At 59.0% G+C, this 23,988-nt stretch carries 18 protein-coding genes and 1 tRNA gene; 8 read left to right on the forward strand and 11 right to left on the reverse strand.

Annotated elements, in window-relative coordinates; all coding sequences use genetic code 11:
• Positions 1–29 precede the first annotated feature (29 nt).
• The 6 genes from AC061P_RS07640 to AC061P_RS07665 form a co-directional block, all read right to left on the reverse strand.
• Entirely contained in the window at positions 30–848 is an 819-nt protein-coding gene (locus AC061P_RS07640; protein WP_449646800.1) for a Nif3-like dinuclear metal center hexameric protein, read from the reverse strand.
• Positions 849–857: 9 nt separating this feature from the next.
• Positions 858–5,993, reverse strand: coding sequence for a cytosine permease (locus AC061P_RS07645; protein ID WP_480390824.1), 5,136 nt, complete (start codon positions 5,991–5,993; stop codon positions 858–860).
• Positions 5,994–6,002: 9 nt separating this feature from the next.
• Positions 6,003–6,917: a DMT family transporter gene (locus AC061P_RS07650; RefSeq protein WP_480390825.1), complete on the reverse strand. Its 915-nt coding sequence runs from the start codon at positions 6,915–6,917 to the stop codon at positions 6,003–6,005.
• A gap of 26 nt (positions 6,918–6,943) precedes the next feature.
• The gene (locus AC061P_RS07655; RefSeq protein ID WP_480390826.1) at positions 6,944–8,338 is read right to left on the reverse strand and encodes a pyridoxal phosphate-dependent decarboxylase family protein; all 1,395 of its coding nucleotides are present in this window, start codon (positions 8,336–8,338) and stop codon (positions 6,944–6,946) included.
• A gap of 126 nt (positions 8,339–8,464) precedes the next feature.
• A tRNA-Val gene (locus AC061P_RS07660) sits at positions 8,465–8,537 on the reverse strand.
• A 75-nt stretch (positions 8,538–8,612) separates the two neighbouring features.
• Positions 8,613–9,089, reverse strand: a complete 477-nt coding sequence (locus AC061P_RS07665; protein ID WP_480390827.1) for a redoxin domain-containing protein — start codon at positions 9,087–9,089, stop codon at positions 8,613–8,615.
• Positions 9,090–9,268: 179 nt separating this feature from the next.
• Between AC061P_RS07665 and aceE the strand changes: the two genes are divergently transcribed.
• The 7 genes from aceE to AC061P_RS07700 all read left to right on the forward strand — a co-directional run bounded on the left by aceE (position 9,269) and on the right by AC061P_RS07700 (position 17,932).
• A complete protein-coding gene (gene aceE / locus AC061P_RS07670; RefSeq protein ID WP_449646805.1) occupies positions 9,269–11,995 on the forward strand; it encodes a pyruvate dehydrogenase (acetyl-transferring), homodimeric type in 2,727 nt (908 codons plus the stop codon).
• 50 nt (positions 11,996–12,045) lie between these two features.
• On the forward strand, positions 12,046–13,194 hold the full coding sequence (locus AC061P_RS07675; RefSeq protein ID WP_449646806.1) for a PucR family transcriptional regulator: 1,149 nt from the start codon (positions 12,046–12,048) through the stop codon (positions 13,192–13,194).
• Positions 13,195–13,289: 95 nt separating this feature from the next.
• Complete coding sequence (locus tag AC061P_RS07680) at positions 13,290–14,210, forward strand: ACP S-malonyltransferase (RefSeq protein ID WP_480390828.1); 921 nt, start codon at positions 13,290–13,292, stop codon at positions 14,208–14,210.
• Positions 14,207–15,211: a beta-ketoacyl-ACP synthase III gene (locus tag AC061P_RS07685; protein WP_449646808.1), complete on the forward strand. Its 1,005-nt coding sequence runs from the start codon at positions 14,207–14,209 to the stop codon at positions 15,209–15,211. The genes AC061P_RS07680 and AC061P_RS07685 overlap by 4 nt, the downstream gene beginning before the upstream one ends.
• 68 nt (positions 15,212–15,279) lie before the next feature.
• The gene (locus tag AC061P_RS07690; RefSeq protein ID WP_009772406.1) at positions 15,280–15,528 is read left to right on the forward strand and encodes an acyl carrier protein; all 249 of its coding nucleotides are present in this window, start codon (positions 15,280–15,282) and stop codon (positions 15,526–15,528) included.
• Between the two features lie 116 nt (positions 15,529–15,644).
• A complete protein-coding gene (locus AC061P_RS07695) occupies positions 15,645–16,880 on the forward strand; it encodes a beta-ketoacyl-[acyl-carrier-protein] synthase family protein (RefSeq protein WP_480390829.1) in 1,236 nt (411 codons plus the stop codon).
• Positions 16,881–17,026: 146 nt separating this feature from the next.
• Positions 17,027–17,932 carry an alpha/beta fold hydrolase gene (locus tag AC061P_RS07700; RefSeq protein WP_480390830.1) on the forward strand — a complete coding sequence of 302 codons (906 nt, stop codon included), beginning with the start codon at positions 17,027–17,029 and terminating at the stop codon, positions 17,930–17,932.
• Positions 17,933–18,157: 225 nt separating this feature from the next.
• Here AC061P_RS07700 and AC061P_RS07705 read toward each other — a convergent pair whose 3' ends face one another.
• Positions 18,158–18,661, reverse strand: a complete 504-nt coding sequence (locus tag AC061P_RS07705) for a DUF3145 domain-containing protein (RefSeq protein WP_480390831.1) — start codon at positions 18,659–18,661, stop codon at positions 18,158–18,160.
• A 180-nt stretch (positions 18,662–18,841) separates the two neighbouring features.
• On the opposite strand from AC061P_RS07705, the gene AC061P_RS07710 reads away from it, so the two are divergent.
• Entirely contained in the window at positions 18,842–20,296 is a 1,455-nt protein-coding gene (locus tag AC061P_RS07710; RefSeq protein ID WP_480390832.1) for a phytoene desaturase family protein, read from the forward strand.
• An 88-nt stretch (positions 20,297–20,384) separates the two neighbouring features.
• Here AC061P_RS07710 and AC061P_RS07715 read toward each other — a convergent pair whose 3' ends face one another.
• Genes AC061P_RS07715 through AC061P_RS07730 form a run of 4 tightly spaced genes read right to left on the reverse strand, consistent with a single transcriptional unit; the run spans position 20,385 to position 23,987 of the window.
• Complete coding sequence (locus tag AC061P_RS07715) at positions 20,385–21,227, reverse strand: ATP-binding cassette domain-containing protein (protein ID WP_480390833.1); 843 nt, start codon at positions 21,225–21,227, stop codon at positions 20,385–20,387.
• On the reverse strand, positions 21,224–22,078 hold the full coding sequence (locus AC061P_RS07720; RefSeq protein ID WP_480390834.1) for an ABC transporter ATP-binding protein: 855 nt from the start codon (positions 22,076–22,078) through the stop codon (positions 21,224–21,226). The genes AC061P_RS07715 and AC061P_RS07720 overlap by 4 nt, the downstream gene beginning before the upstream one ends.
• On the reverse strand, positions 22,075–22,929 hold the full coding sequence (locus tag AC061P_RS07725; protein ID WP_449646816.1) for an ABC transporter permease: 855 nt from the start codon (positions 22,927–22,929) through the stop codon (positions 22,075–22,077). The genes AC061P_RS07720 and AC061P_RS07725 overlap by 4 nt, the downstream gene beginning before the upstream one ends.
• On the reverse strand, positions 22,926–23,987 hold the full coding sequence (locus AC061P_RS07730; RefSeq protein ID WP_480390835.1) for an ABC transporter permease: 1,062 nt from the start codon (positions 23,985–23,987) through the stop codon (positions 22,926–22,928). Before AC061P_RS07730 ends, AC061P_RS07725 begins: the two co-directional genes overlap by 4 nt.
• Between the last annotated feature and the right edge of the window lies 1 nt (position 23,988).

Below are 23,988 nucleotides of genomic sequence, written 5' to 3' on the forward strand. Positions count from 1 at the left end.
GTGATACTTCTTTCTGTCTACCGGTGCGCTTACTGCACAACCGCAAAATCCCAAGGATCGGTGCGCAGTTCGCTCACCGTAATCATGACTTCTGGGAGCAAAGCCCGTAATTCTTCTGCTGCAGCCTCCAGCCACAGCCATTCACTTGCCCAATGCGAAACATCCACAAGCGCCGGGCCCTTCATGAGGCGAGCGTTCTCTCGTGCCTCCGAGGCCGGATGGTGCCTCAAATCACTCGTGATGTACACATCAGCGGCAAGAACCGCCGGCTCGTTCAAGTATGCGTCACCGGCTCCCCCACACAGCGCCACCGATTGCACGAGCTGATCGAAATCACCAGCGACTCGGATGCCAGTCGCTGTTGGCGGCAAGATCTCGCCAATGAGACGAGCGAGTCTGCCGAGCGTCATTGGCTCTGGCAAATTTCCGGTGCGACCGATGCCGCGATCCGGAGTCTGACCAGCAACGATCGGTGCAACGTCAGTGAGGCCCAACCGTGCTGCGAAGCGCCCAGAAGTACCGGTCTCAACGACATCCGCGTTGGTGTGTGCAGCGAGGAGCGCACACTCGGCCCTGACAAGTTTGGTAAGAACTGCGCCCTTATAGCGGTCGCTCGCAATTGACGTGACGCCGCGCAACAGTAATGGGTGGTGGGTGATGAGGATGTCAGCGTCATCTTCGATCGCTTCGTTCACCGTGTCCAGCACAGCATCAACTGCGAGGGAAATTCTTGACACCGGTGCATCGAGATCACCCGCAATGAGACCGACCGCATCCCACGACTCGGCCCCAGAAGACGGCCAGAGTTTTTCGGATGCAGCGATTACTTCGGCAACAGTAGTAGACACGCTTTCAGTCTAGGCGGGGCGGGCAGCACGATCAGGGCTGCCCGCTTCTTGACGCCGGATCGCGGGGATGCCAGCAACGATTGGCGTGAGAATTCCGAGAACGAGCGCGACGAGTACCCCCAGGTCGGTTGCGGCCAGCTCAGAGCTGAGATCGATGCCCAACGCTACGAAGCCATACCCCTGCCAAGAGAGCCATGCAATCGTTGCGCTGGTCAGCGCAAACCCTATCGCCGAAATCACGATGAAGGCGCTGAGGTTTACCCACCGGAAGTCTGGGTAGATTCCTCCGCGCGTAGTCAGCGCGGCGCTGTCGAGACGGCGAGTGCGAATCATCGTTTCTGCGGCAAAGATTCCTACCCACGCTGCCGTCGGCACAGCAAGGGTCGTTGCCACATCGCGGAAGAGTTCGTTGATTCCGCCATCCACTCCGAAAGCAAACAAGACGGCCAGCGCCCCCAAGAGCACTCCGACAATGACGATCGACCACTGGCGAGGGAGGCGCACACCGACAGCTTGTAGAGCGAAACCACCAGAGTAAAGACTCAGCGTTATGCCGGAAAGCAGGCTCAGCCCCGCAGCCAACAGGAGGGGAATCGGGTACCAGCCAGGAAGCAGCAGTAGGAGGGTGTCGAGTGGTGAGGCCAAGAAACCGCGAGCGATCGCCGGGTCTGACGCTGCTAGTAGCGCGCCATAGGCAATCAGCACGAACGCGGGAAGAGTGGCACCGAACGCGGCAGAGAGAGCTGAAGCCGGTCCGCTTGACGATGGGCGTTGGTAGCGCGCGATATCAGCACCGCTGTAAGCCCAGACGAGTCCTAAGAAGCTGAAGACAAGTACCGCGCCTGTAACGGTCAGTAGCCACGATCCGTCTGGGGTAGCAAGGGCCTGCGATACATCGATGTACTGAGCAGTGAAGACGATGAGGCCAACGACCAACAGTCCCGAAATGATGCTCAGGATCAGCTGGATGCGCGCAAACAGCGGGTAGCCAGCGAAGGCGATCACGAGCGCAACGAGGAACGAGAGCGCGAGAGCGAGCAGCAAGATCTGGCGATCACCCAGGCCGACATTCATGTCGGAGCCGATCAGGACGATGGCGACGGACGACGCGAGGACCCAGAGGAGAACTGCTCCCCAGAAGAGTCGAGCGATCAACGCGATCACCGAGGGAACAACGTTGCCAATCAACCCAAATGCTGATCGTGAGATGACCATTGTGGGCTGGCCGCTTCGCTTGCCCGCCAGTGTCGTTAGGCCAAGGGGGATGAACGACAGTGCTACACCGGCGAGAATCGCCACAACAGACTGCCGGAGACTCATTCCCACAGCAAAGACTGCTGCTCCTAGTCCGATACTAATGATCGATGAGTTCGCGGCGAACCAGAGCCAGAACAAACGAGCGGCGTGACCGATGCGTCGGTCGATTGGAGTCGGCTCAAGCCCGCTTTCCTCAAGACTAAAAACGCGTTGCGCAGTAGGAGCGACGTCTTCAAGGCCGAGAGGCTGCTGGCTGACCATCGCTGTCGCGAGGGGCATCGGCTGCGGAATAGCGGATGAGTCTGTCACTGGCGGAATCGCGGCAGACGTTGGCGCGGCTACGCCACTTGATGCAGACTGAGTTGCCGCTGCTGCGGCCCCTGTAGCAACGGCAGTACCCGCTCCAGCTGCCGCAAACGGGATGGGGTTGCTGTCGTCTGTAGCTGGCGAATCAGGCCGGTCTGCCAGCGGTACCCGGCGATCGCTTGGGTCTACAGCATCGTCGGATTCTTCTTCGAACGCGGTTTGGGCGATCGGGAACGAACCCGTCTGCACTGCGGCGAGCGGGTCGCTCTGCTGCACAAGTTCGGACTCGGACTCCGGCCGAGCCTCGGACGCTGGAGCTGCGTCACTCTGCGGTTCGGCGAGGAACGCGTCTAACGGATTATCCTCGTTCGCTTCCGGCTCGTCGATCGCCTCCTCGAGGCCAGCGGTCTTGAGCAGGTCATCAAAGCTCACAGGTGCTGCGGGAACGTAGCGCGGTGTTTCCTGCGAAGCGAAATTGAATGCAACAGGGCCCGTATCGCTTTCGGCTAGCGAGCCAGCCGACGTTGATCCGTCGTCTCCTACGGCACCGTCCGTGCTCGCACTGTCGGCCAGGTCGGCCTCAGAACTCTCAAATTCTGCGACGGCGGATGTTGCGGCCGAGTCGAGATCAAACGCGAAGGGAGCCTCGGTGTCGGTGTCACTCGCAGCTGCCGCCGCGGAAGCTGACGCTGGTTCGTCACCTGCTTCGGGGTCTCCTGTTATTGGCGGCGTGAAACCGAAGTCTCCGAAAGAGACGTGTTCGTCGAGGTTTGCGCGCGGTGTCGATGGCGCCGTAATCGGTTCGACTAGAGGCGGCGGAGTGAACGGAATCTCGTCGTAGTCGCCATCTTCGTCGGCCGGAAATTGCGGAGATGAGGAAAATTGACCAGCCGCTACGGCGGCGCTGTCTTCGACTGGTGGTGTTGCGGGTGCTGGCATCGGCGACGTTGCGTCGCTCGGTAAGCCACTTCCGTCTGCAGCGGACTGGTCGACCGTAGATGACCCGGTTGCAGCGAAGGCGGTAGCCTCGTCGTCGTCACGAGTCGCTTTAGTGGGTTCTTCGTTGAGAAGGGGCAGGGTGATTGACCCGGTCGGGTCTGCGTGCGCGGCGAACGGAATTTCGTCGTCGAAGTCATCACCGGGTGCCCAGGTGTCGCTGGGCGGCGGCACATCCCAGGCTGGCAATTGTGCTGCTGCCGACGTTTCGGGCGCGACGGGTTCTGGCGCTGTTTCTGGCGCTGCGGGCGAAGCAACGGCAGTGGGTTCACTCGACGCCGCGGGCTCAGTTGGTGACTCAGCCGAGGATGCTCGTTCTTCCACCGGAACTGATTCGACGCTCTCTTCAGGAAGAGGAGCTGCCTTAGAGCGAAGTGTTGTTTCCCATTCACGATATTCGCGAGCTTCTTCTTCGCGAAGTCGTAGTTGAGCTTCGAGCACTTCGATCACGCTGAGGGTGCCGGTTGACTGGTTTTCCGGATTATCAGCCCAATTCAGCAGCTCATCGTCAGCCATTGATCGCCGTACCGGTGGTGCGGGAATTTCCGACTCATACGCGAGTTCAGGAGTCTCAGTCTGCTCGGCCGTAAGCTCAATCGCTGTGTCGTCAGTCGTTCCGGACTCGGAAGTCGGCTCTGCAGATGCGGGCGATTCAGCTATTTGTGGTTCAGAACGCTCAGCCGTCGAAGCTGCTGACGGTGATTCACTAGCCGCCGAAGCGAATGGCGCGTCGACCCAGCCACTCCCTTTGGCGATCGCATCAGTTTCTGCGGGTTCGACCGGTTCGCCATCGGCCGCAGGCACGACGGCTACAGCAGTAAAGTCGTCCTCGACGCCAACCTGTGGATCGGCAGCAGGCTCTGTCTCCGCGGCAGGCTCTGTTTCGGGAGGCTCTGTTTCGGCAGATGCCGCTAACGAGTCGGATGGCACGACCGGCAGCTGCTCCTCGGATGGCGCGACCGATGAGTCAATGGGAGTGTCGGCAGCGTCGCCAACATCTGCAGCGTCGCCAACATCTGCAGCATCTGCAGCATCTGCAGCATCTGCAACATACTCGGTGTCCGCCGCCGCAACGCTGTCCGTCGCGGGCTCTGCGGATGGGGTGAAGAAAGGCTCTTCCGGCTCGTCATTGTCGAAATCATCAAACAGATCTGACTCGTCGCTGACTTCAGGCAGTACCAGGAAGCCATCGGCATCAACTGTTCCCGCTGCCGCTGACGTCTCTGAGTTCTCGGACTGGTCATCTACAGATGACGAAGCTGCTGCCTGTGGAGCGAATTCGGCAGCGGCAGCGGAGAACGCGTCCGCAGGAAATTCGACCGGCTGTGAGCCTCCGAAAGGCGACGCTGCAGTTGGGGGCGAAGGCTCATTCGAGCCTGCAGCGCTGGCAGCCGCTGGAGTATCAACGCCGTCGAGGTTCCACATCGGTGCGCCCTCGATGACCTCTTCAATCGCCGGCGGGAGTCCAGCGGATGCCGAATCACCGTTAGCGGGAACTGTGACCTCATCCGAATCTACGGGTTCGTCGGGCGCCTCAGGCTGAACGTTGGGCTCGAGTGGCCCAAGCTTCCAGACGTTATCGGTCGCGAGGTTATCGTCGGCCGGAGCCGAGTGCGTTGCACTCAACGGTGGCGCGACATCCGCCGCCGTATCCTCGCCTGCAAGCATGGGGCTCGCAGCGCTATCCGGCTCTGTCGTTGCGAACAGGGAATCGAAATCAAAGTCACGTGTATCTTCTGGTTCTGCCGAGTCAGCAAACTCATCGACCTGCGGACCGCGTTCATCAAACGGTTCCGCAGGCATATTAACGGGCGACGCGTGCTCCTCGGTATTCTCCGCCGAAGTGCCCTCTACCGAAGCGCCCTCTACAGAAGTGTCGTCCGCGGGACCGTTCTCTGCAGTGTTATCGAGATCGTTCTCGTCGGGAGTTACACGACGGCGTGAGATGCGCGAAGCGAAGAAATCCGGTGTCGTGTAGTCAGCAGGAATCTGGTACGGATCGTCGTGTGTTGCCGCAGCAGACTTTGGCGCAAAGTCGTCGACCGAAGCACCATCGGCATCGGAAGCGTTCTCGAAACTGCCCGAGTTCTGGGCCGTCCCGGCATCATCCGATTCGCTTGCTGCCGTGCGCTGTTCGTCTGAGAGACCATCCGGCGCTTCGAGCTGAGAGACAGCCTGCGTTGGATCGGGAGCTGGCGCCATCGCCCACGGCGGCTTTCCCTGGTCGAGCCCCTCCGAAAGGTCGGAACGTTCGAACTCCTCGTTCAAATCAATCGGGGCGAAACTGGATGCGCTGGGAGGCGGTGGCAAGTCCGCCGGCGCTGCGATATCGGGCGAAGCGGGCAAACCCAGCGCGGTATCCAAGTCAAATTCGGCGCCCAAATTAAATTCGGCATCCAAATCGAAAACGCCCCCCGTGGACGCTTCGCTGAGGTCGACGGGCGTCGAGTCATCGCCGTCATCCGCCGAATTCGCAGCGGGCACTCCCGACGCGGCACGTCGAGGGAAAGGTAGTTCGAACTCATGCTCGGAAGACGTTTTGTCGTTCGCATCGTTCGCGTCGTCAACGTCGTCGTGGAATGCCATGCACAGATACTAAGACGAGTCCAGTGTTTTGCGGGGATGACGAGCCGTGCTCAGTACAGATACCGCAACAAATATGAGGCCAAGACCCGCCCACGACACCGGCGAAAGCACCTCCCCCACAATGAGCACCGCAAGAAGCGTCGCAACAACAGGTTCGAGAAGGGTGATCGTGGTCGCCGTCGAACTGCTGGTTGTCCGAAGTCCTCGACCAAACAGGACATACGCCACGAACATGGGACCGATGATCAAATACACCGCGAGGCTCATACTCCCAGCAGAGTGAAGAATGGGCGCGCCGAAGGCAATAAGCACGGGCAACAGCCCGAGAGCGCCCGTTCCAAACATTGCGCCCATTGTGGCGTCCGACGAGTGACCGATACGGATAGCTCGCGTCGAGCAATAGGTGTAGAGGGCGTAGGCGAACCCGGCGACGAGACCAAGAATCACGCCGGGAAATAGTGTTCCGCTAGTCGTAGCGCCTAGGTGACTGCCACCGAACGCCAAGAGGATGACTCCGAGCAGCGCGATTGATGTTGTTGCTGCCCACAGTCTGCTGAGGTGCCTGTGATCGATAAGGCGTTCAAGGAGAGCCGCGAAGAGGGGGCCCGTGCCCAGAGAAACCACGTTTCCGACAGCTATTCCTGCGAGATTCATTGAGCTGTAAAACGCGAGCGGATACATGACCACCCCGAGCGCCCCGAGCAACAGCCACCGTCGCGCACGTGAATCGCGCAACGCAACTTGGGAACTCCGAAAACTGCGAAGAAAGAGAAGTACTCCGCCGCCAATCATCGTCACGGCACCAATAGCTAGTGAGCTGACGTTTTCCGGGAAGAAACTTGCTGCGGTTCCCGTAGTGCCCCACAGTACGGCCGCGCCAATTATGGCCAGAGATCCAGCCCGGTTTGTTGCAGTTGTCGGCACTAGGTCAGCCTATTGCTGCGCTGACCTCATTCGTGTCGCAGCCTCTGGTAGATCGACAGGATGGCGACAGCACTCTGAGCGATGTCTTCTTCTGACGTAGCCCAATTTGTCACCGAGATCCGCATTGCCGCTTGGCCATTCCAGTTGGTTCCGCTAGCCCAGCACGTTCCTTCATCTTGAACGTGAGCAACAACGGCACGAGTGACTTCATCGTCGTCACCGAAACGAATCAGTGCCTGATTCAACACGACATCGTTGAGAACCTGGACGCCTTCCTCTGCTTCCAGCATCGACGCCATTTGTTGGGCTCGCGCACAACCCCGCGTTATGAGATCCGCAACACCTTTCCGGCCCAATGCCCGCAAACACGCGTAAATCGGTATGGCTCGCGCCCGCCGGGATAGTTCAGGAACCCAATCGATCGCGTCTCGCTCTGGCCCGTGGGTTTGGATGAGATACGAAGCGGATGATGTCATCGCTGCACGATGGTCAGCAGAGTGCTTCACAATCGCCACGCCGCTGTCATACGGTACGTTCAACCATTTGTGGGCGTCGGTCGACCATGAATCCGCCAATTCGATCCCGTCGACAAGCGCTGACAGCTGCGTGCTGGCGCGGGCCCACAAACCGAAGGCACCATCAACGTGCAACCATGCTTCAGCCTTGTTGGCCACCACCGCTATTTCTCGCAACGGATCGAACGACCCGCTATTGACGTTGCCTGCCTGCGCGCAGATGATCGTCGGACCTTCGAGCGTCGCCATCAGTTCGCGCAATTTGTCTGCGCGCATACGTCCCTGACTGTCGGACTCCACAATCAACAGCGAGCGGGTTCCGTACCCGAGATAGCGGAGAGCCACATCGATCGTGACGTGCACGCCCGCGCCAACGACGATATTGACATGGGGGGAACCAGCAACCCCATCGAGTTCTACATCCCACCCCACTCGCCTCAACACGTTGTGCCTCGCCGCTGCCAGACAAGTGAAATTTGCCATCTGCCCACCAGTGACGAACCCGACAGAAGAATCTCGCGGAAGATCGAAAAGTTCGAGCATCCACTCAGCCGCTACTTCCTCCACTGCGGCCGAGAACGGTGAAATGGCGTGGATGCCTGCATTTTGGTCCCAGGTCGACACCAGCCAGTCCGCTGCGAGTGCCACTGGTTGAGTGCCGCCGATCACGAACCCGAAATATCGAGGAGAACTGCACGACGTCATCCCTACCTCAGCTTGACTCGCTAAAAGGTCAATTACGGCCGAAGGGTCTTCTCCGCTGACCGGCAACGGAGCGCGGAGGCTCTCAAACATCTCATTGCGACCGTGTAACGCACCAACATGACGGGTCGCAAGCCCCTCGAGATACCTCGCGGCATGCAGACGTGCCGTTTCAAGCACAGGATCTAGCAAATCATTTGACATGATGCTCCACCTCGCGAGGGTAAGGCGAATCCGAGTTGATCGCCCGCGATCTTGCCCGGAGCCTATCGCTGAAAAGGCGGCGAAAACGAAGAAAACCCCCGCGATTGCGGGGGTTTTCTGTTGCGGTGGGCCCTACCGGGATCGAACCGATGACATCCACGGTGTAAACGTGGCGCTCTACCAGCTGAGCTAAAGGCCCGCAGCGTCGCAATGCGAAGCAGCGCGAGATAATGTTACAGGTTTTTTTACAAGGCGTTGAACACCGCAGCTGCGCTCACGACCACTCGGCGATTTCCATCAACGAAATCGCGTCTTCATACCGAGAAAAATCGCGGATGCCGTCTAGTGGGGCCTCAATAACATCACGCACGATCCTCGATCGATCGATCAAGAAACTCGTTCGCGAAGCAAAACCCTTGTCTTCGAGAAGCACACCAAAGCTTCGGGCCACAGCGCCATGCGGCCAAAAGTCTGAAAGAAACGAATAGTCATAGGCGCCAGCATCCGCCCATGCACGAAGCGTGGCTGTCGAGTCAACAGAAACCACCACTACGGCGAGTCCAGCATCCACAAAGCGCTGTTTTTCGCGGTGAAGAGTCTCGACTTCACTCGTGCAGCCCAGAGAGAACGCGAGCGGCAAAAACACGACCAGCACCGGTTCGTGTGCGAGCAGGGCGCTCAATCGCACCAGCTGACCGTGCTGATTTTTCAATTCAAAGTCCGGTGCGTGATCTCCGACAGCAATTTTCATGGCTTCAGACCTTTCATTCGCAAGCGCGTGACCTGTGAGTTCAGGCCGCAATCACCCTCGGTTCGAGACTTGCTGCATTCGACAACTAGAATCGATGGGCGTAGTTGATCCCATCACATCCGTAACCCGGTAGTGCCTCGACTCGCACGACTCTGTTCTCTACACGAAAGAGGTCAACGGTGACGGTAAACGACCAGGACCCATACTCGGTAACCAACACCGACAAGGACCCGGAGGAGACCGCCGAGTGGAACGAATCACTCGACTCCCTCGTTGCAGCACAAGGCCACGAGCGCGGTCGCGAGATCATGCTCAGCCTTCTCAAGCGTTCTAAAGATTTGCACCTCGGTGTACCGATGGTCCCGACCACCGATTACATCAACACCATCGCCAAGGATGACGAACCCGACTTCCCGGGTGATGAGACTCTTGAGCGTCGCTACCGTGCGTGGATCCGCTGGAATGCAGCGATCACCGTGCACCGCGCGCAGCGTCCAGGCGTGGGCGTCGGAGGGCACATCTCGACCTATGCCTCGTCTGCCGCTCTCTACGAAGTGGGCCACAACCACTTCTTCCGTGGTGCAGACCACGAATCTGGTGGAGACCAAATCTTCTACCAGGGCCACGCCTCCCCCGGTATGTACGCTCGTGCTTTCCTTGAAGGCCGCATGAGCGAAGATCAGCTGAAGGGCTTCCGTCAAGAGAAGTCTCAGGCACCCAACGGTATTTCGAGCTATCCGCACCCGCGCCTTATGCCGGAGTTTTGGCAGTTCCCCACCGTGTCGATGGGTCTCGGCCCGATCAACGCCATCTATCAGGCACAGAACAACAAATACGTCACCAACCGCGGCATCCGCGACGTCTCAGAGAAACAAGTTTGGGCTTTCTTGGGTGACGGTGAGATGGACGAGGTCGAAAGCCGCGGAGCCCTCCAGTGGGCCGCGAACGAGAAGCTCGACAACCTCAACTTCGTTATCAACTGCAACCTGCAGCGCCTCGACGGCCCTGTGCGCGGTAACGGCAAGATCATTCAGGAGCTCGAGAGCTTCTTCCGTGGTGCTGGCTGGAACGTTATCAAGGTGATTTGGGGCCGCGAGTGGGATGACCTGCTTGCCAACGACCATGAGGGTGCACTTCGCGACCTCATGAACCAAACCCCCGATGGCGATTACCAGACCTATAAAGCAGAGTCGGGAGCCTACGTTCGCGAGAACTTCTTCGGTCGCGACCCCCGCACGCTCAAAATGGTTGAACACCTTTCCGACGATCAGGTGTGGAACCTCAAGCGCGGTGGCCATGACTACCGCAAGGTGTACGCAGCGTTTAAGGCTGCCAGTGAGCACAAGGGCCAGCCAACGGTCATCCTCGCGAAGACGGTCAAGGGTTACGGTCTCGGCCCGAGCTTCGAGGGCCGCAATGCGACCCACCAGATGAAGAAGCTCACGCTCGATAACCTCAAGAAGTTCCGCGACGAAATGCACATCCCGATTACGGATGCCGCACTCGAAGCAGATCCGTACCAGCCCCCGTTCTACCACCCGGGTGAAGACGACGAAGCGATTCAGTATTTGCAGGAGCGCCGACGCGAACTCGGCGGCTACGTTCCCGAACGTCGCACGAAGTACACGCAGATTTCACTGCCAGAGGCGAAGACCTACGATGTCGTCAAGAAGGGCTCAGGCAAGCAGGAGATCGCCACCACAATGGCGTTCGCTCGCTTGTTGAAAGACCTGCTGCGCGACAAGTCAATTGGTAACCGGATCGTTCCGATTATTCCGGATGAGGCACGCACGTTCGGCATGGATGCCTACTTCCCCACGGCTAAAATTTACAACCCTGCCGGTCAGCACTACACCTCGGTAGACCGTGAGCAGTTGCTGGCGTATAAGGAGAGCCCTCAGGGGCAGATTGTGCACGTCGGCATCAACGAGGCAGGAGCATTTGCTGCCTTCACTGCCGTCGGCACCTCGTATGCCACCAACGGTGAGCCCCTCATCCCGGTTTACGTCTTCTACTCGATGTTCGGTTTCCAGCGCACTGGTGACGCGATGTGGGCTGCCGGCGACCAAATGGCGCGCGGTTTCATCATGGGCGCAACTGCGGGTCGCACGACGCTCACGGGTGAAGGGCTTCAGCACGCTGATGGCCACTCGCTCTTGCTGGCATCGACTAACCCTGCAGTCGTCAGTTATGACGCCGCATACGGTTATGAGCTTGGCCACATTGTTCGCGCGGGAATCGAGCGTATGTATGGCGGCGAGCACGAGGATCCCAACGTCATGTACTACTTGACGTTGTACAACGAGCCTCTTGTTCAGCCTGCCGAACCGGAGAACTTCGACGTCGACGGTGCTCTCAAGGGTATTTATCACTTGACTGCTCCGACGATCACTGGTCCGAAGGCACAATTGTTGGCGTCCGGTGTCGCTGTTCCGTGGGCGCTCGAAGCGCAGCAAATTCTCGCCTCCGATTGGGGCGTTGCTGCTGATGTCTGGTCAGTCACCTCGTGGACTGAGTTGCGTCGCGACGGACTTGCGGCTGAGGAATACAACTTCCTCAACCCCAACGAAGAGCCGCGTGTGCCGTATGTCACCTCGAAGCTTGCGGATGCCAAGGGCCCGTTTGTTGCGGTCACTGACTTCATGCATGCGGTGCCGGATCAGATCCGTGCGTTCGTACCTGGCGACTTCGCGACGCTCGGTGCTGATGACTTCGGCTTCTCAGACACACGCGCCGCTGCACGACGCTTCTTCAAGATCGACAGCCACTCGCTCGTCGTTCGCACGTTGGAGTCACTCGTCAAGCGCGGCGAAATGGACCCAGCTGTTCCCGCTCAAGCAATTGAGAAGTACAGCCTCCATGACGTCAATGCAGGCACCACCGGTTCTGCCGGCGGCGAAAGCTAGGCGCAACCATTCCCCCGGTACAGAAGACCAAGGCGCAGACGCTCGCCTGGTTGCGTGTGATTTCGGGCGAACTTGCGACAGCAACACTGAAACAGCTTGAGGACACGCTGCCCTGGTATGGCGAAATGCCACCAGGGCGGCGTTCCGCTGTCGGACTCGTGGCGCAGGCCGGCATTACGAGCTTCATCAGTTGGTTCGAAGATCCGACAACGACACCGTGGATTGCGGCAGATGTTTTCGGGGCAGCACCTCGCGAGCTGCTCCGCTCGGTCTCCTTGCAACAGACGCTGCAGCTGATCCGCATCACGGTTGAGGTTGTTGAAGCACGGGTCAAGGCTGATGACGATGTCTTGCGTGAAGCAATCCTGCTTTACTCACGGGAAATCGCGTTTGCTTCGGCAGATGTCTACGCTCGAGCCGCTGAAGCACGAGGACTCTGGGATGCACGTCTTGAAGCTCTCGTTGTCGATTCGATTCTCAGCGGGGAGTACGACAACGAGCTCCCCAGTCGCATTGCCGCTTTGGGGTGGAACGGTCATGGAGAGGTGTGTGTGCTTGTTGGCACCGCACCTCGGATGCTCGATGTCGACCAGCTTCGCCGCACAGCGCGGCATTTGGATGCCGATGTTCTGATCGGTGTTCAAGGTAGTCGCCTTGTTTTGGTGATCGGGCGCGCTGCTCCCCGTTCTGAAAAGAGCGAGGATGCTGAGCCCCTCCCGTTCATCACGATCGCCGAACAGCTCGAACCCGGGTTCGGAAGTGGCCATCTGGTTCTTGGTCCTGAGGTTGCGAGTCTGGTTGATGCGTCTAAGAGCGCGAAGGCCGCCTTGGCAGGTTTCGCCGTTGCTCGGTCGTGGCGAAACGCTCCACGACCGACTTTGGCCAATGATCTACTGCCGGAACGTGCTTTCGCTGGAGATCCGCTCGCGCGTTCGACGCTCATCAACAAGATCTACAAGCCTCTTCAGGCTCATTCAACCGATCTACTGACCACGCTGTGGTGTTATCTCGACAACGGCCGCTCGCTTGAGGCGACGGCGCGGGAACTCTTCGTGCACCCCAACACGGTGCGGTATCGCCTCAAGCGTGTCAGCGAAGTCATCGGCTGGGATGCTACCGGGGCTCGTGAAGCGCTAATCCTGCAGGCAGCACTCATTGTCGGGTCGATTTCGGACCCAGACGCGGGCCGCTCACACTAGCCTCGTTCCTTCTTTGGTGATTTCACACAACGATCCCCCAAAGGTTTGGTGGGGTCATCCAAGCGTTTCTGAGAAAAGATTGGCAGACTAGCTAAGTGATTGTTGTAGTAGCGCCCGGTCAGGGCTCCCAGACCCCCGGTTTTCTCGTACCTTGGCTCGAGGATGAAACCCTGCGCGATCAGCTCGGGGCCATTTCTGAGGTCGCGGGAATCGATCTCGTCAAGCACGGCACGGAGTCGGATGCCGACACTATCCGCGACACCGCGGTTGCCCAACCCCTCATCGTTGCGGCCGGTCTTCTGACTCTCACTGCGCTCACCGGCGGCGACCGCCGTAAGCACATCGGTGCGGTTGCTGGCCACTCTGTCGGCGAGATTACGGCAGCGGCGGCGGCGGGAATCCTTTCTGAGGATGATGCAATCCGCTTCGTTGTTGAACGTGGCTCGTCGATGGCTTCTGCGGCCGCCCTCGAGGACACAGGAATGTCCGCGGTTATCGGCGGCGATGAAGAAGCGCTGCTCGAACGCCTTGCTGAGCTTGGGCTGCAGCCGGCAAACTTCAACGGTGGCGGCCAGATTGTTGTCGCTGGAGCGCTCGATGCCCTCGCCAAACTTGCCGAGGAACCGCTCAAGGGCACTCGCGTTATCCCCCTGCAGGTCGCTGGGGCATTCCACACGCACTACATGCAGCCCGCCGTCGCTCACCTGGAGACGGTCGCCGCTGGACTCGCCAAGAACGATCCCACTCTCCCCATTTTTACCAACCGTGATGGATCGCTCATTGAAGTCGGCGAGCACTTCGTTGAGTTGTTGGTTGGCCAGGTGTCGTCACCGGTGCGTTGGGATCTCACCATGAATGCGTTGGCGGATGCTGGCGTCACCGGAATTATTGAACTTGCGCCTGCCGGCGCTTTAGTTGGTCTCGCGAAGCGTGGACTCCGGGGCATCCCGGCGGTCGCCGTCAAGACACCAGATGACTTATCAGCAGCATTTGACCTGATGGAGGCCAACGCATGACCGCACCCACACTGAACCAGTCAGTCGGCACACAGTTCACCAGAATTTATAGTTACGGCGCCGCACGCGGTGACCTTATTGTTGACAACAACCAGCTTGTCGAGGCGATTGACTCGAGCGATGAGTGGATTCAACAGCGCACTGGAATGATCACACGCCGTCGTGCTTCCGCTGGCATCCTTGCGCTCGACTTGGCAACGGATGCGGCACGTGAAGCGATTGAGAAGTCGGGTATCGATCCTGCCGAGATCGGTGTGGTGATTGTTGCAACGATCAGCAACGTTCAGCAGTCCCCCTCAATCTCCGCCGTCGTCGCCGACCGCGTTGGTGCGAATCCGGCTGCGGCCTATGACATGAATGCAGCATGCGCTGGTTTCAGCTATGCCGTCACTCAGGCCGACGCGCTTATCCGCAGCGGTGCAGCGAAGTACGCGCTAGTTATCGGTGCCGAGAAGCTGTCAGACGTGGTCGATCCCACCGATCGTAGTATTTCGTTCCTGCTTGGCGATGGTGCAGGTGCCGTCATTATCGGACCGAGTGACACTCCCGGAATCTCCGCACCAGTATGGGGCTCCGATGGCTCTAAAGCAGACGCCATCAAGATGAATGCGACACTCGTCGACTTCCGCGAGGGTGATGCGGCTTGGCCGACGCTCCGCCAGGAGGGCCAGACGGTTTTCCGCTGGGCCGTCTGGGACATGGCGAAGGTAGCGAAAGAGGCTCTGGATGTCGCAGGCATCACTGCAGAGGACCTCGCAGCGTTCATCCCCCATCAGGCAAACATGCGGATCATCGATGAGTTCGCAAAGCAACTCAAGCTTCCGGAGTCCGTTGTCATCGCACGCGATATTGCCGACACTGGCAACACATCAGCCGCGTCAATCCCGCTGGCCACTCACCGTCTGCTCAAGGAAAACCCTGAACTCAGTGGGGGCCTTGCACTGCAGATTGGCTTCGGTGCTGGTCTTGTTTTCGGCGCGCAGGTAATCGTTCTGCCGTAGCACCCCCGCTAAGCGCGGCCGCTGGCCTACACTGGCTAACGGTCAATTCACACCCCAAGGAGAAAAACATGGCACTGTCCACCGAAGAAGTCATGGCCGGACTGGCTGAGCTCATCAACGACGAGACCGGCATTGCGACCGATACTGTCGAGATGGACAAGTCGTTCACCGATGACCTAGATATCGACTCGATTTCGATGATGACGATTGTTGTCAACGCCGAAGAGAAGTTCGACGTAAAGATCCCCGACGAAGAGGTAAAGAACCTCAAGACCGTCGGTGACGCTGTCACCTTCATCACCAACGCTCAAGGCTAGATCGAGCTAATCGCGGCCGGCCAATCGACACGAGTTCGGTTGGCCGCCGCGCAGCACTATGTCTACGCGCAGCCCCTTGTGGAATGCCTGAGTCGTATATTCAAAAGGAACGTGAAATGACCAAAAAGATCGTTGTCACCGGCATTGGTGCCACTACGCCACTCGGCGGAACCGCGACGGAGTCGTGGAACGCCCTCCTCGCCGGTGAATCCGGTGCCCGCTCACTCGAATACGACTGGGTCGCGGAACACTCTTTGCCTGTCACCTTTGCCGCTCAGGCGAAGGTACGGCCAGAAGAAGTTCTTGAGCGCGTTGAGTACAAGCGCCTCGACCCCTCCAGCCAATTCGCGTTGATTTCTGCCCGTGAAGCTTGGGCTGATGCTGGCTCGCCCGACGTCGACCCTGTGCGTATCGGTGTCGACTACTCGACCGGTATCGGTGGCCTCTGGACTCTCCTTGACGCCTGGGACACCCTGCGCGAAAAGGGCCCGCGTCGCGTTCTGCCCATGACCATCCCGATGCTCATGCCCAACGCTGCGGCAGCGGCTATTAGCATGGCAATCCCGTCACGCGCTTACGCCCGCACCGATGTTTCTGCTTGTGCCTCCAGCACCGAAGCACTGGCAAATGCTTACGCCCACCTTCAAGCTGGACTCGCGGATGTCGTGATCGCTGGTGGAACTGAAGCAGTGGTGCACCCTCTGCCGATTGCCGCCTTCGCATCAATGCAAGCGCTGTCGAAGCGCAACGATGACCCAGCGACTGCTTCGCGCCCCTATGACATTTCGCGCGATGGTTTCGTTCTTGGCGAAGGTGCAGCAACGCTCGTGCTCGAGACGGAAGAACACGCGCTTGCTCGTGGAGCACGTATTTATGCCGAGTTGGCCGGTGGTGCTGTTACGAGCGACTCGTTCCACATCACTGCGCCCGATCCTGAGGGAACCGCTGCGGCACGCGCCGTTCGCGACGCTCTGGAGGCGGCAGGAGCCACTCCGGCAGACGTCACACACATCAATGCTCACGCTACGAGCACGCCCGTCGGTGACATCGCGGAATACAAGGCGCTCCTACGCATCTTTGGCGACCACCTGCCCAACATTCCCGTTTCGGCCACTAAGGGCGCGACAGGGCATTTGCTTGGCGGTACAGGTGCACTCGAAGCGATCTTCACTGTGCTGGCTCTTTACCACCGCACAGCTCCTCCGACGATCAACCTGACCGAACAGGATCCCGCAATTCCACTGGATGTTGTAACGTCGCCGCGCGACCTCGGCACGGGTCCGCAGCTAGCAATCAGCAACTCGTTTGGCTTTGGCGGACACAACGCTGTCGCCGCATTCCGCTCGGTCTAACAAGCTCATTTCGCGCACTCTGTGCGAAGCACTACAACAAAGAGTCGCCCGTCACGATCCACGATCTGGCGGGCGATTCTTCGTCAACGACGATAAGGATCGTTCATCGCCCTGTAATTGTCTGAGGCCGGAACTATTCTCGCGTTATGCCTCAGACCACCCAGCGAAGCGTCAGCACACGCACCCTCACTCTCGCTTACGAGTCGATCAACGACGATGCCGACACCGCCGTCGTGCTGCTTCATGGCTTTCCCTACGACGTTCGCGCCTACGACGAGGTAGTGACGATACTTTCGGAGAAGGGACTACGGGTCATTGTGCCCCACCTGCGGGGCTTTGGCGCGACTCAATTCGTTGATCCCGCGACACTACGATCCGGTCAACAGGGCGCTCTAGCTCAGGATCTCGTAGATCTCCTGGACGCACTCGGAATAGAGAAGGCCGTACTTGCCGGATATGACTGGGGTGGGCGAGCTGCGTGCATCGTGTCAGCGATCTTTCCGGAGCGCGTCATCGGGCTGGTCTCAGTCGACGGCTACAACATTCAGGACCTAGCGACAGCACAAGAACCCGCTTCTCCTGCAGAAGAAGCAACGTACTGGTACCAGTACTATTTCCAAACAGAACGTGGTCGCCGAGGGCTCGAACAGAACAGAGATGAACTCTGCCAGCTGTTGTGGCTTAACTGGTCACCCACGTGGAAGCACGCAGCGTCCGCATTTCCACAGTCGCGCGCAAGTCTGCACAATCCAGACTTCGTTGAGGTTGTCGTTCACTCATACCGGCATCGATATGGCACGGCCCCAGGGGATGACCGCTATCAAGACATTGAAGACAGACTTCTGGCCCAGCCAAACATCAGTGTTCCAACAATTGTTCTCGACGGTGCAGCGGATGGCGTCGGAGTCTCCTCTGCGGAGGCAGACTCCCACAAATTTGTCGGACCATACGAGTTTCGTACGCTAGAGGGCATTGGCCACAACACACCGCAAGAAGCACCAGAAGAATTTGCGCGCGCAACGATTGACGTTCTCGCACTGGCACGAAACTAGTAGCAGGCAAAACTAGGAGCCAGGCGATGCGCTGGACGCAAAGGAGCTCTCACTCGTGACTGCATCTTTAGAGGATTGACCGGCACCCGTCATGGAGAGTGCATTCGCCATCAAAATTCGAATCTGCTGGATCGATAACCACATCGATACAGTCACTCCACTCGATGAGGAAGATCCGCGTGTCAGCCGCGTACTGAAGGGCCTGCGGGCGTTCGGAGATCATCGTCATCCCACCTTATGGAGCCACACCAGTGCCGAGTCTTGACCGGCATGGCGGAAAGACTCGAGTTCGTCGTCCCACGCCTGGCCCAGTGCCAAGCGAAGTTCACGGTGGAGCTCGAAAGCGTCAGATCCGGCCACTTCCATGGCGTAGCGAACCCGATCTTCTGGGATAACCATGTTGCCAGCGCTGTCTGTCTGGGCGAAAAATATCCCCAGATCGGGCGTGTGCATCCAACGACCTCCGTCACTACCCGGCGATGGATCTTCTGTTACCTCGAACCGAAGGTGCTCCCAACCGCGGAGTGACGATGCGAGTTGCGCGCCAGAGCCCTGAGGGCCTTCCCAATAGAACTCAGCTCGCTGAGAACCTTTGAGCACCGGCTGGTCATCCCAGTCAAAGTTCACGGCACGTTCAAGAGCGCGACCAGCTGCCCACTCGATGTGTGGGCAGAGCGCGCGAGGAGCAGAGTGCACGTAGAGCACTCCGCGAGCGTTTTGTGCAGTCACGATATCTCCGTTCCGTTTGGGTGCGACTTCCCCATCGACCCACGAACGGCACCTGTGACGGCACTTAAGCTATTAAATTGTGCGGCGAACCGCTTGGGGACATTATCGCCGAAGGTGGGTGAGATACGCAAGAGAATTTCCCTAGTAGTCTCGAATTGCTCAACAAAGAAAAGGTGTTCAGTGACAAATACGGACGTTGTCATCGTCGGCTCAGGCCCCAATGGACTCGCAGCTGCGGTGACGATGGCTCGGGCAGGGCTCGCCGTCCACGTCATCGAGCGCAACGACACGATCGGCGGTGGAGCACGCACCGCCGAAATAACGCTCCCCGGCTTCCGACACGACATCTGCTCGGCAGTACACCCGATGGCGCTCGCCTCACCGTTCTTCCAAGAATTTCAGCTCGCAGAGCGCCTTGACTTTATCGTTCCCGAAATTTCCTACGCGCATCCGCTCGACAAGGGCGAGGCGGGAATCGCCTACCGAGACCTCGATCGAACTGTCGATTCGCTGGGCCGGGATGGTGCGGCTTGGCACCGCCTCATGCGCCCCCTGGTCGATCGCATGGATGACGTCACCAACTTTACAAATAACCAACTTCTCCGCATTCCGCGCTCCCCCATCGCCGCAGCGGCCTATGCACTGCGCGTGCTAGAGCAAGGATCGCCAGCATGGAACATGCGGTTTAGGGAAAGTATTGCGCCTGCCATGCTTGCGGGTCTCAGCGCTCACGCGATAGGCCCAATGCCGCGCCTGTCATCGGCTGGTGCCGGCCTGCTCCTCGGGGCCCAAGCTCATGCGCGAGGTTGGGCGATTCCTGTGGGAGGCAGTCAAGGAATTGTCGATGTGATGGCCGACGATTTACGCGCCCACGGCGGCACAATCACCACAGGCACTGAAGTGGATTCGCTTGACCAATTGCCTGCGTCGAAAGCGGTGTTGCTCGATGTTTCCGCCCGCGCGCTCGACCACATCGCCGGCGAAAAGCTGCCGTCACGCTACAGAAAATCGCTTCGCCGCTTCCGCTACGGTAACGCGGCAGCCAAAGTGGATTTCGCCCTCTCTGGCCCCATTCCGTGGACGAATCACGAAGTGGCGAACGCGGGAACAATTCATTTGGGTGGCTCTCGAGAAGAAATCGCTCATTCCGAGGATCAGGTTGCGCACGGAATTCATCCCGAATCACCGTATGTGCTCGTCTCGCAACCCACCGTTCTCGATCCAAGTCGAGCACCGGCGGGCAAACACGTGGTGTGGGCGTACGCCCACGTTCCGAGCGGCTCTACTGTCGACATGACCGAATTGATCGTCGCCCAAATTGAGCGATTTGCGCCAGGATTCCGCGATCTCATTATTGGTTCGCACCACATGGCCGCAACAGACCTTCAGCGATACAACCCCAACTACGTTGGCGGTGACTTTTCCGCTGGCGCCGTCACTCTTCGGCAGCTTCTCCAGCGACCCGTCGTGTCAACTGATCCATGGCGCACCCCGACGAAGGGCATCTATCTAGCATCGTCGTCGACACCGCCAGGGCCAGCAGTTCACGGACTGTGTGGTTTCTATGCCGCTCGTTCAGCGCTGCGACATGAATTCGGAATCACGAAGACACCTGACCTCACAATTGGTGGCTAACGCACCCCTCCCGGTCTAACAACAAACGGCCATAACCGAGGAAGGATGCGGTCAGCCGTCATCAGCAAGGACGCTACCCCGTACCCGTTTAGGAACGATTCAGTGCCTCAGGGATGCTGCTGCGCCACTCTTCGGGAGCCTCAGCAGCAGGCGCCGCCGGAAGGTTGCCCTTTCCATCCGGTTCAGGAATGGCCGAGATGAGAGCGCGAGTGTAAGGGTGCACCGGCTCGTTCCAGATAAGGTCAGAGACACCAGATTCCACGACTTTGCCGCGGTACATCACGACAGTACGGTCAGCGATCAAACGCACGATCGCAAGGTCATGAGAAATGAAGAGCAAACCGGCGCCGGCATCGAGCGCGAGCCGGCGCATCATGTTGGCAACCGATGCCTGGCTCGACGCATCCAGAGCTGAAATCGGTTCATCGGCGACCAGAAGATCGGGCCTAGCCGCAAGTGCACGGGCGATAGCAACCCGCTGCCGCTGTCCACCCGACAATTCGTGGGCATAACGAGAGACCATCTCCGTGGGGAGGCCAACCCGCTCAAGCCACTCCTCAGGGACCGAACCCTCGTCGCCGCGCTCCACTGCCGTGCGAATGCCCTCAGAAACCTGCTGTCCTACACGAATACGGGGATTGAGCGACGAGTTCGGGTCTTGAAAAACCATCTGAATCGACGTGAAATTCGGTGTTCGACGACGAACCCCAAGCAAGGGAACATTCGAGCCACGGTAGCTCACGGTTCCAGCGCGTGGCCTCTCCATACCAACAACAGCGCGCGCCAAGCTCGACTTGCCGCAACCACTCTCACCGACGAGCGCGAGGACCTCGCCCGGCGCGATAGTAAGCGACACCTCGTCGACAGCACGCACGACAGTAGCTCCGTGATATTCGATAACGAGGTCAGAGACCTCAAGCAGTTCGCTCATTCGTTCGCCTCCTGAAAGCCTGAAGCACCCGGCAAAGACGCGAGCAACTCACGCGTATAAGCATGCTTCGGATGATCGAAAATCTCCTGCCGAACATTGGATTCAACGACTTCACCATGACGCATAATGGCGATGTCATCAGCAACGGCGCTCATGACACCGAGGTCATGAGTAACAAGCAACACGGCGAGCTGACGCTCATTCGCAAGATCGCGCAGCAAATGCAAGATACCGGCTTGCACCGTCACATCAAGAGCCGTGGTTGGTTCATCAGCAAGCAAAACAACAGGGTCGCACGCCAACGCAATCGCAATCGCAATGCGCTGACGCTGACCGCCCGAAAACTGATGGGGATACCGAGCAAGAGCTTCCTCGGGATTCGGAACCCTCACCCGATCCAGAAGCGCAATTGCATGGACGCGAGCCTGCTTGGTCGAGAACCCCAGATGACGTTTAACGTGATCGGTGAGCTGCGTACCGACCGTCAACTGAGGGTGCAAGCTCGACGACGGATCCTGGAAAATCATTGCGACACGTCGACCACGGATCTGGTTCAACTCGCGCCGCGACATCCCCACAAGTTCGGTGTCTTCGAGACGGATCGACCCGCCAACAACTGAGTTACTGGGAAGCAACCCCAGAATCGCCAACGACGTGATCGTCTTCCCTGACCCCGACTCCCCCGCGAGCCCCTGAACACGTCCGGGGGTGAGTGCGAGGCTGATGCCCTTAACGATGGCTTTGACGTTATTTCGCGAGCCGATGCCGATCGTGAGCGCGTCGATCGTGAGAACTGCGCTGCGGGAAGTGCTCGCAGCATCCGCTGACTCTGGTGTTGCTACGTCGCTCATGATCGTGCCGCCGCTCTCGAGACCTGTGAGGTGGGATCGAAAATGTCACGCAGCGAGTCGCCAACAAAGTTGAACGCCATTACCACGGTGAGAATCGCGAGACCGGGGAACAGCCCGATCCACCAGCTATCAAAGTTTTGGATGGCCGCCGAAATCATGGAACCCCACTCTGGTGTTGGCGGTTGCGCACCAAGGCCCAAGAACGACAGTCCAGAGAGCAAAAGAATCGCCGTGCCGACGTCGAGACTCGCGAGCACCAAAATCGGTCCGACAACGTTGGGGGCGATGTCGACGCGGAGGGTTTTGAACGGCGAGAAGCCCATAAGACGACCAGCCATCACATAGTTCTGAGTGCGAAGTCCGAGCACAATACTGCGAGTCATTCGAGCGTATTGCGGCCACGAAACCACAAAGGCTGCGATCACCGCGTTGAAGAGCGACGGGCCAAGAGCAGCCGCAACCACCATGGCCAGGATGACCGTGGGGAACGCCATGACCAAGTCAGTCAATCGCATGAGCAACTCATCCACCCATTTGCCAAAGTACCCGGCGATTGCGCCGATCAGCGTTCCCACAACCAAGGACATCAGTACGAGCATCAGCGCCAACGGAATCGTCACGCCGGCACCGGTCATCAGTCTCGAGAAAATGTCGCGGCCGAGAGCATCCGTGCCCATGAGCGTGTCAATGCCGGGAGCCTGGAGCCGGGGCAAGTCCTGAGCGAGAGGGTCGAAAGGAACCCAGAGTCGAGACGTGAAGGCAATGCCCACCCACGCCACAGCAATGACCGCACCGATGACTCCAAGCGGAGTCACCCAGGCTGCGGGAATCTTTAGCCAACGTTTTCTCATGCGAGCCTCACCCTCGGGTCGAGTACACCGTAAAGAAGGTCGACGGCGAAGTTGATAGTCAAGTAGACGACGCCGACAACGAGACCGACGCCCATGACGCCGGGCAAGTCAAGGCTCGTCGCCGAGTTATACGCGTAGCTACCGAGGCCAGGCCACGCAAAGACTGCCTCAACCAGAACTGTTCCTGACAGCAACGTTCCGAAGGCGAGACCCACGATCGTGAGGATAGGCAGCGAAGCACCGCGCAGCACATAACCGAAGAGCAGCCGTGAGCCCCTGAGGCCCTTGGCGCGACCAGCACGAACGTAGTCGGCATCCAACACCTCAAGAACGGAGGTGCGAACAAACCGTGTCAGGAGGCCGATGGTAAATAGCGACAGAACGAACACGGGAAGCATGAGGTGGGCAAGCGCATCAGTAAAGGTGACCCACTGGCCGGCCAGCAACGAATCCACTGTGTAGAACCCCGTCACCGTCGGCGGCGGAGGAAGTGCCGGTGAAAGCCTGCCGGAACCGGGAGCGATACGCAGTTGAAGGAAGAAGAAGTTGAAACTAACCAGCGCCATCCAGAACGTTGGGATGCTGAGGCCGATAAGTGAAAAGACACGCACCAGCTGGTCACTGATCTTGCCACGACGGTAGGCGGCGAGTGAGCCCAGGGCCACTCCGACACCCAAACTGACGACGATGGCCAAGAGGGCGATCTCGACAGTTGCGGGAACAGCCTGAGCGAGGTCGGATGCCACGGGCTGAGCTGTGCGCAACGAGACCCCCATATCGCCCTGGAAGAGTCCGCCGATGTAGTTGGCGTATTGCACCGGAAGCGGCTGATCGAGACCACGTTCCTGAACGTAGGCCGCGACTGTCGCCGGGTTGCTCGCCGCCCCTTCACCAAGCGCTGCCGCAATCGGATCTCCTGGCACTAGGTTCGCCAAAGCGAACGTGACAATAGTGACCCCGAAGAGGAGCAGGACTGAGGTTCCGAGGCGACGAAGCAAGTACCCGACCAACGGTGATCTGGACGGGTACTTGCGAGTCGCGCGGGGTGTGTTTCCCACG

Source organism: Rhodoglobus sp. G.S.4, assembly GCF_056619605.1.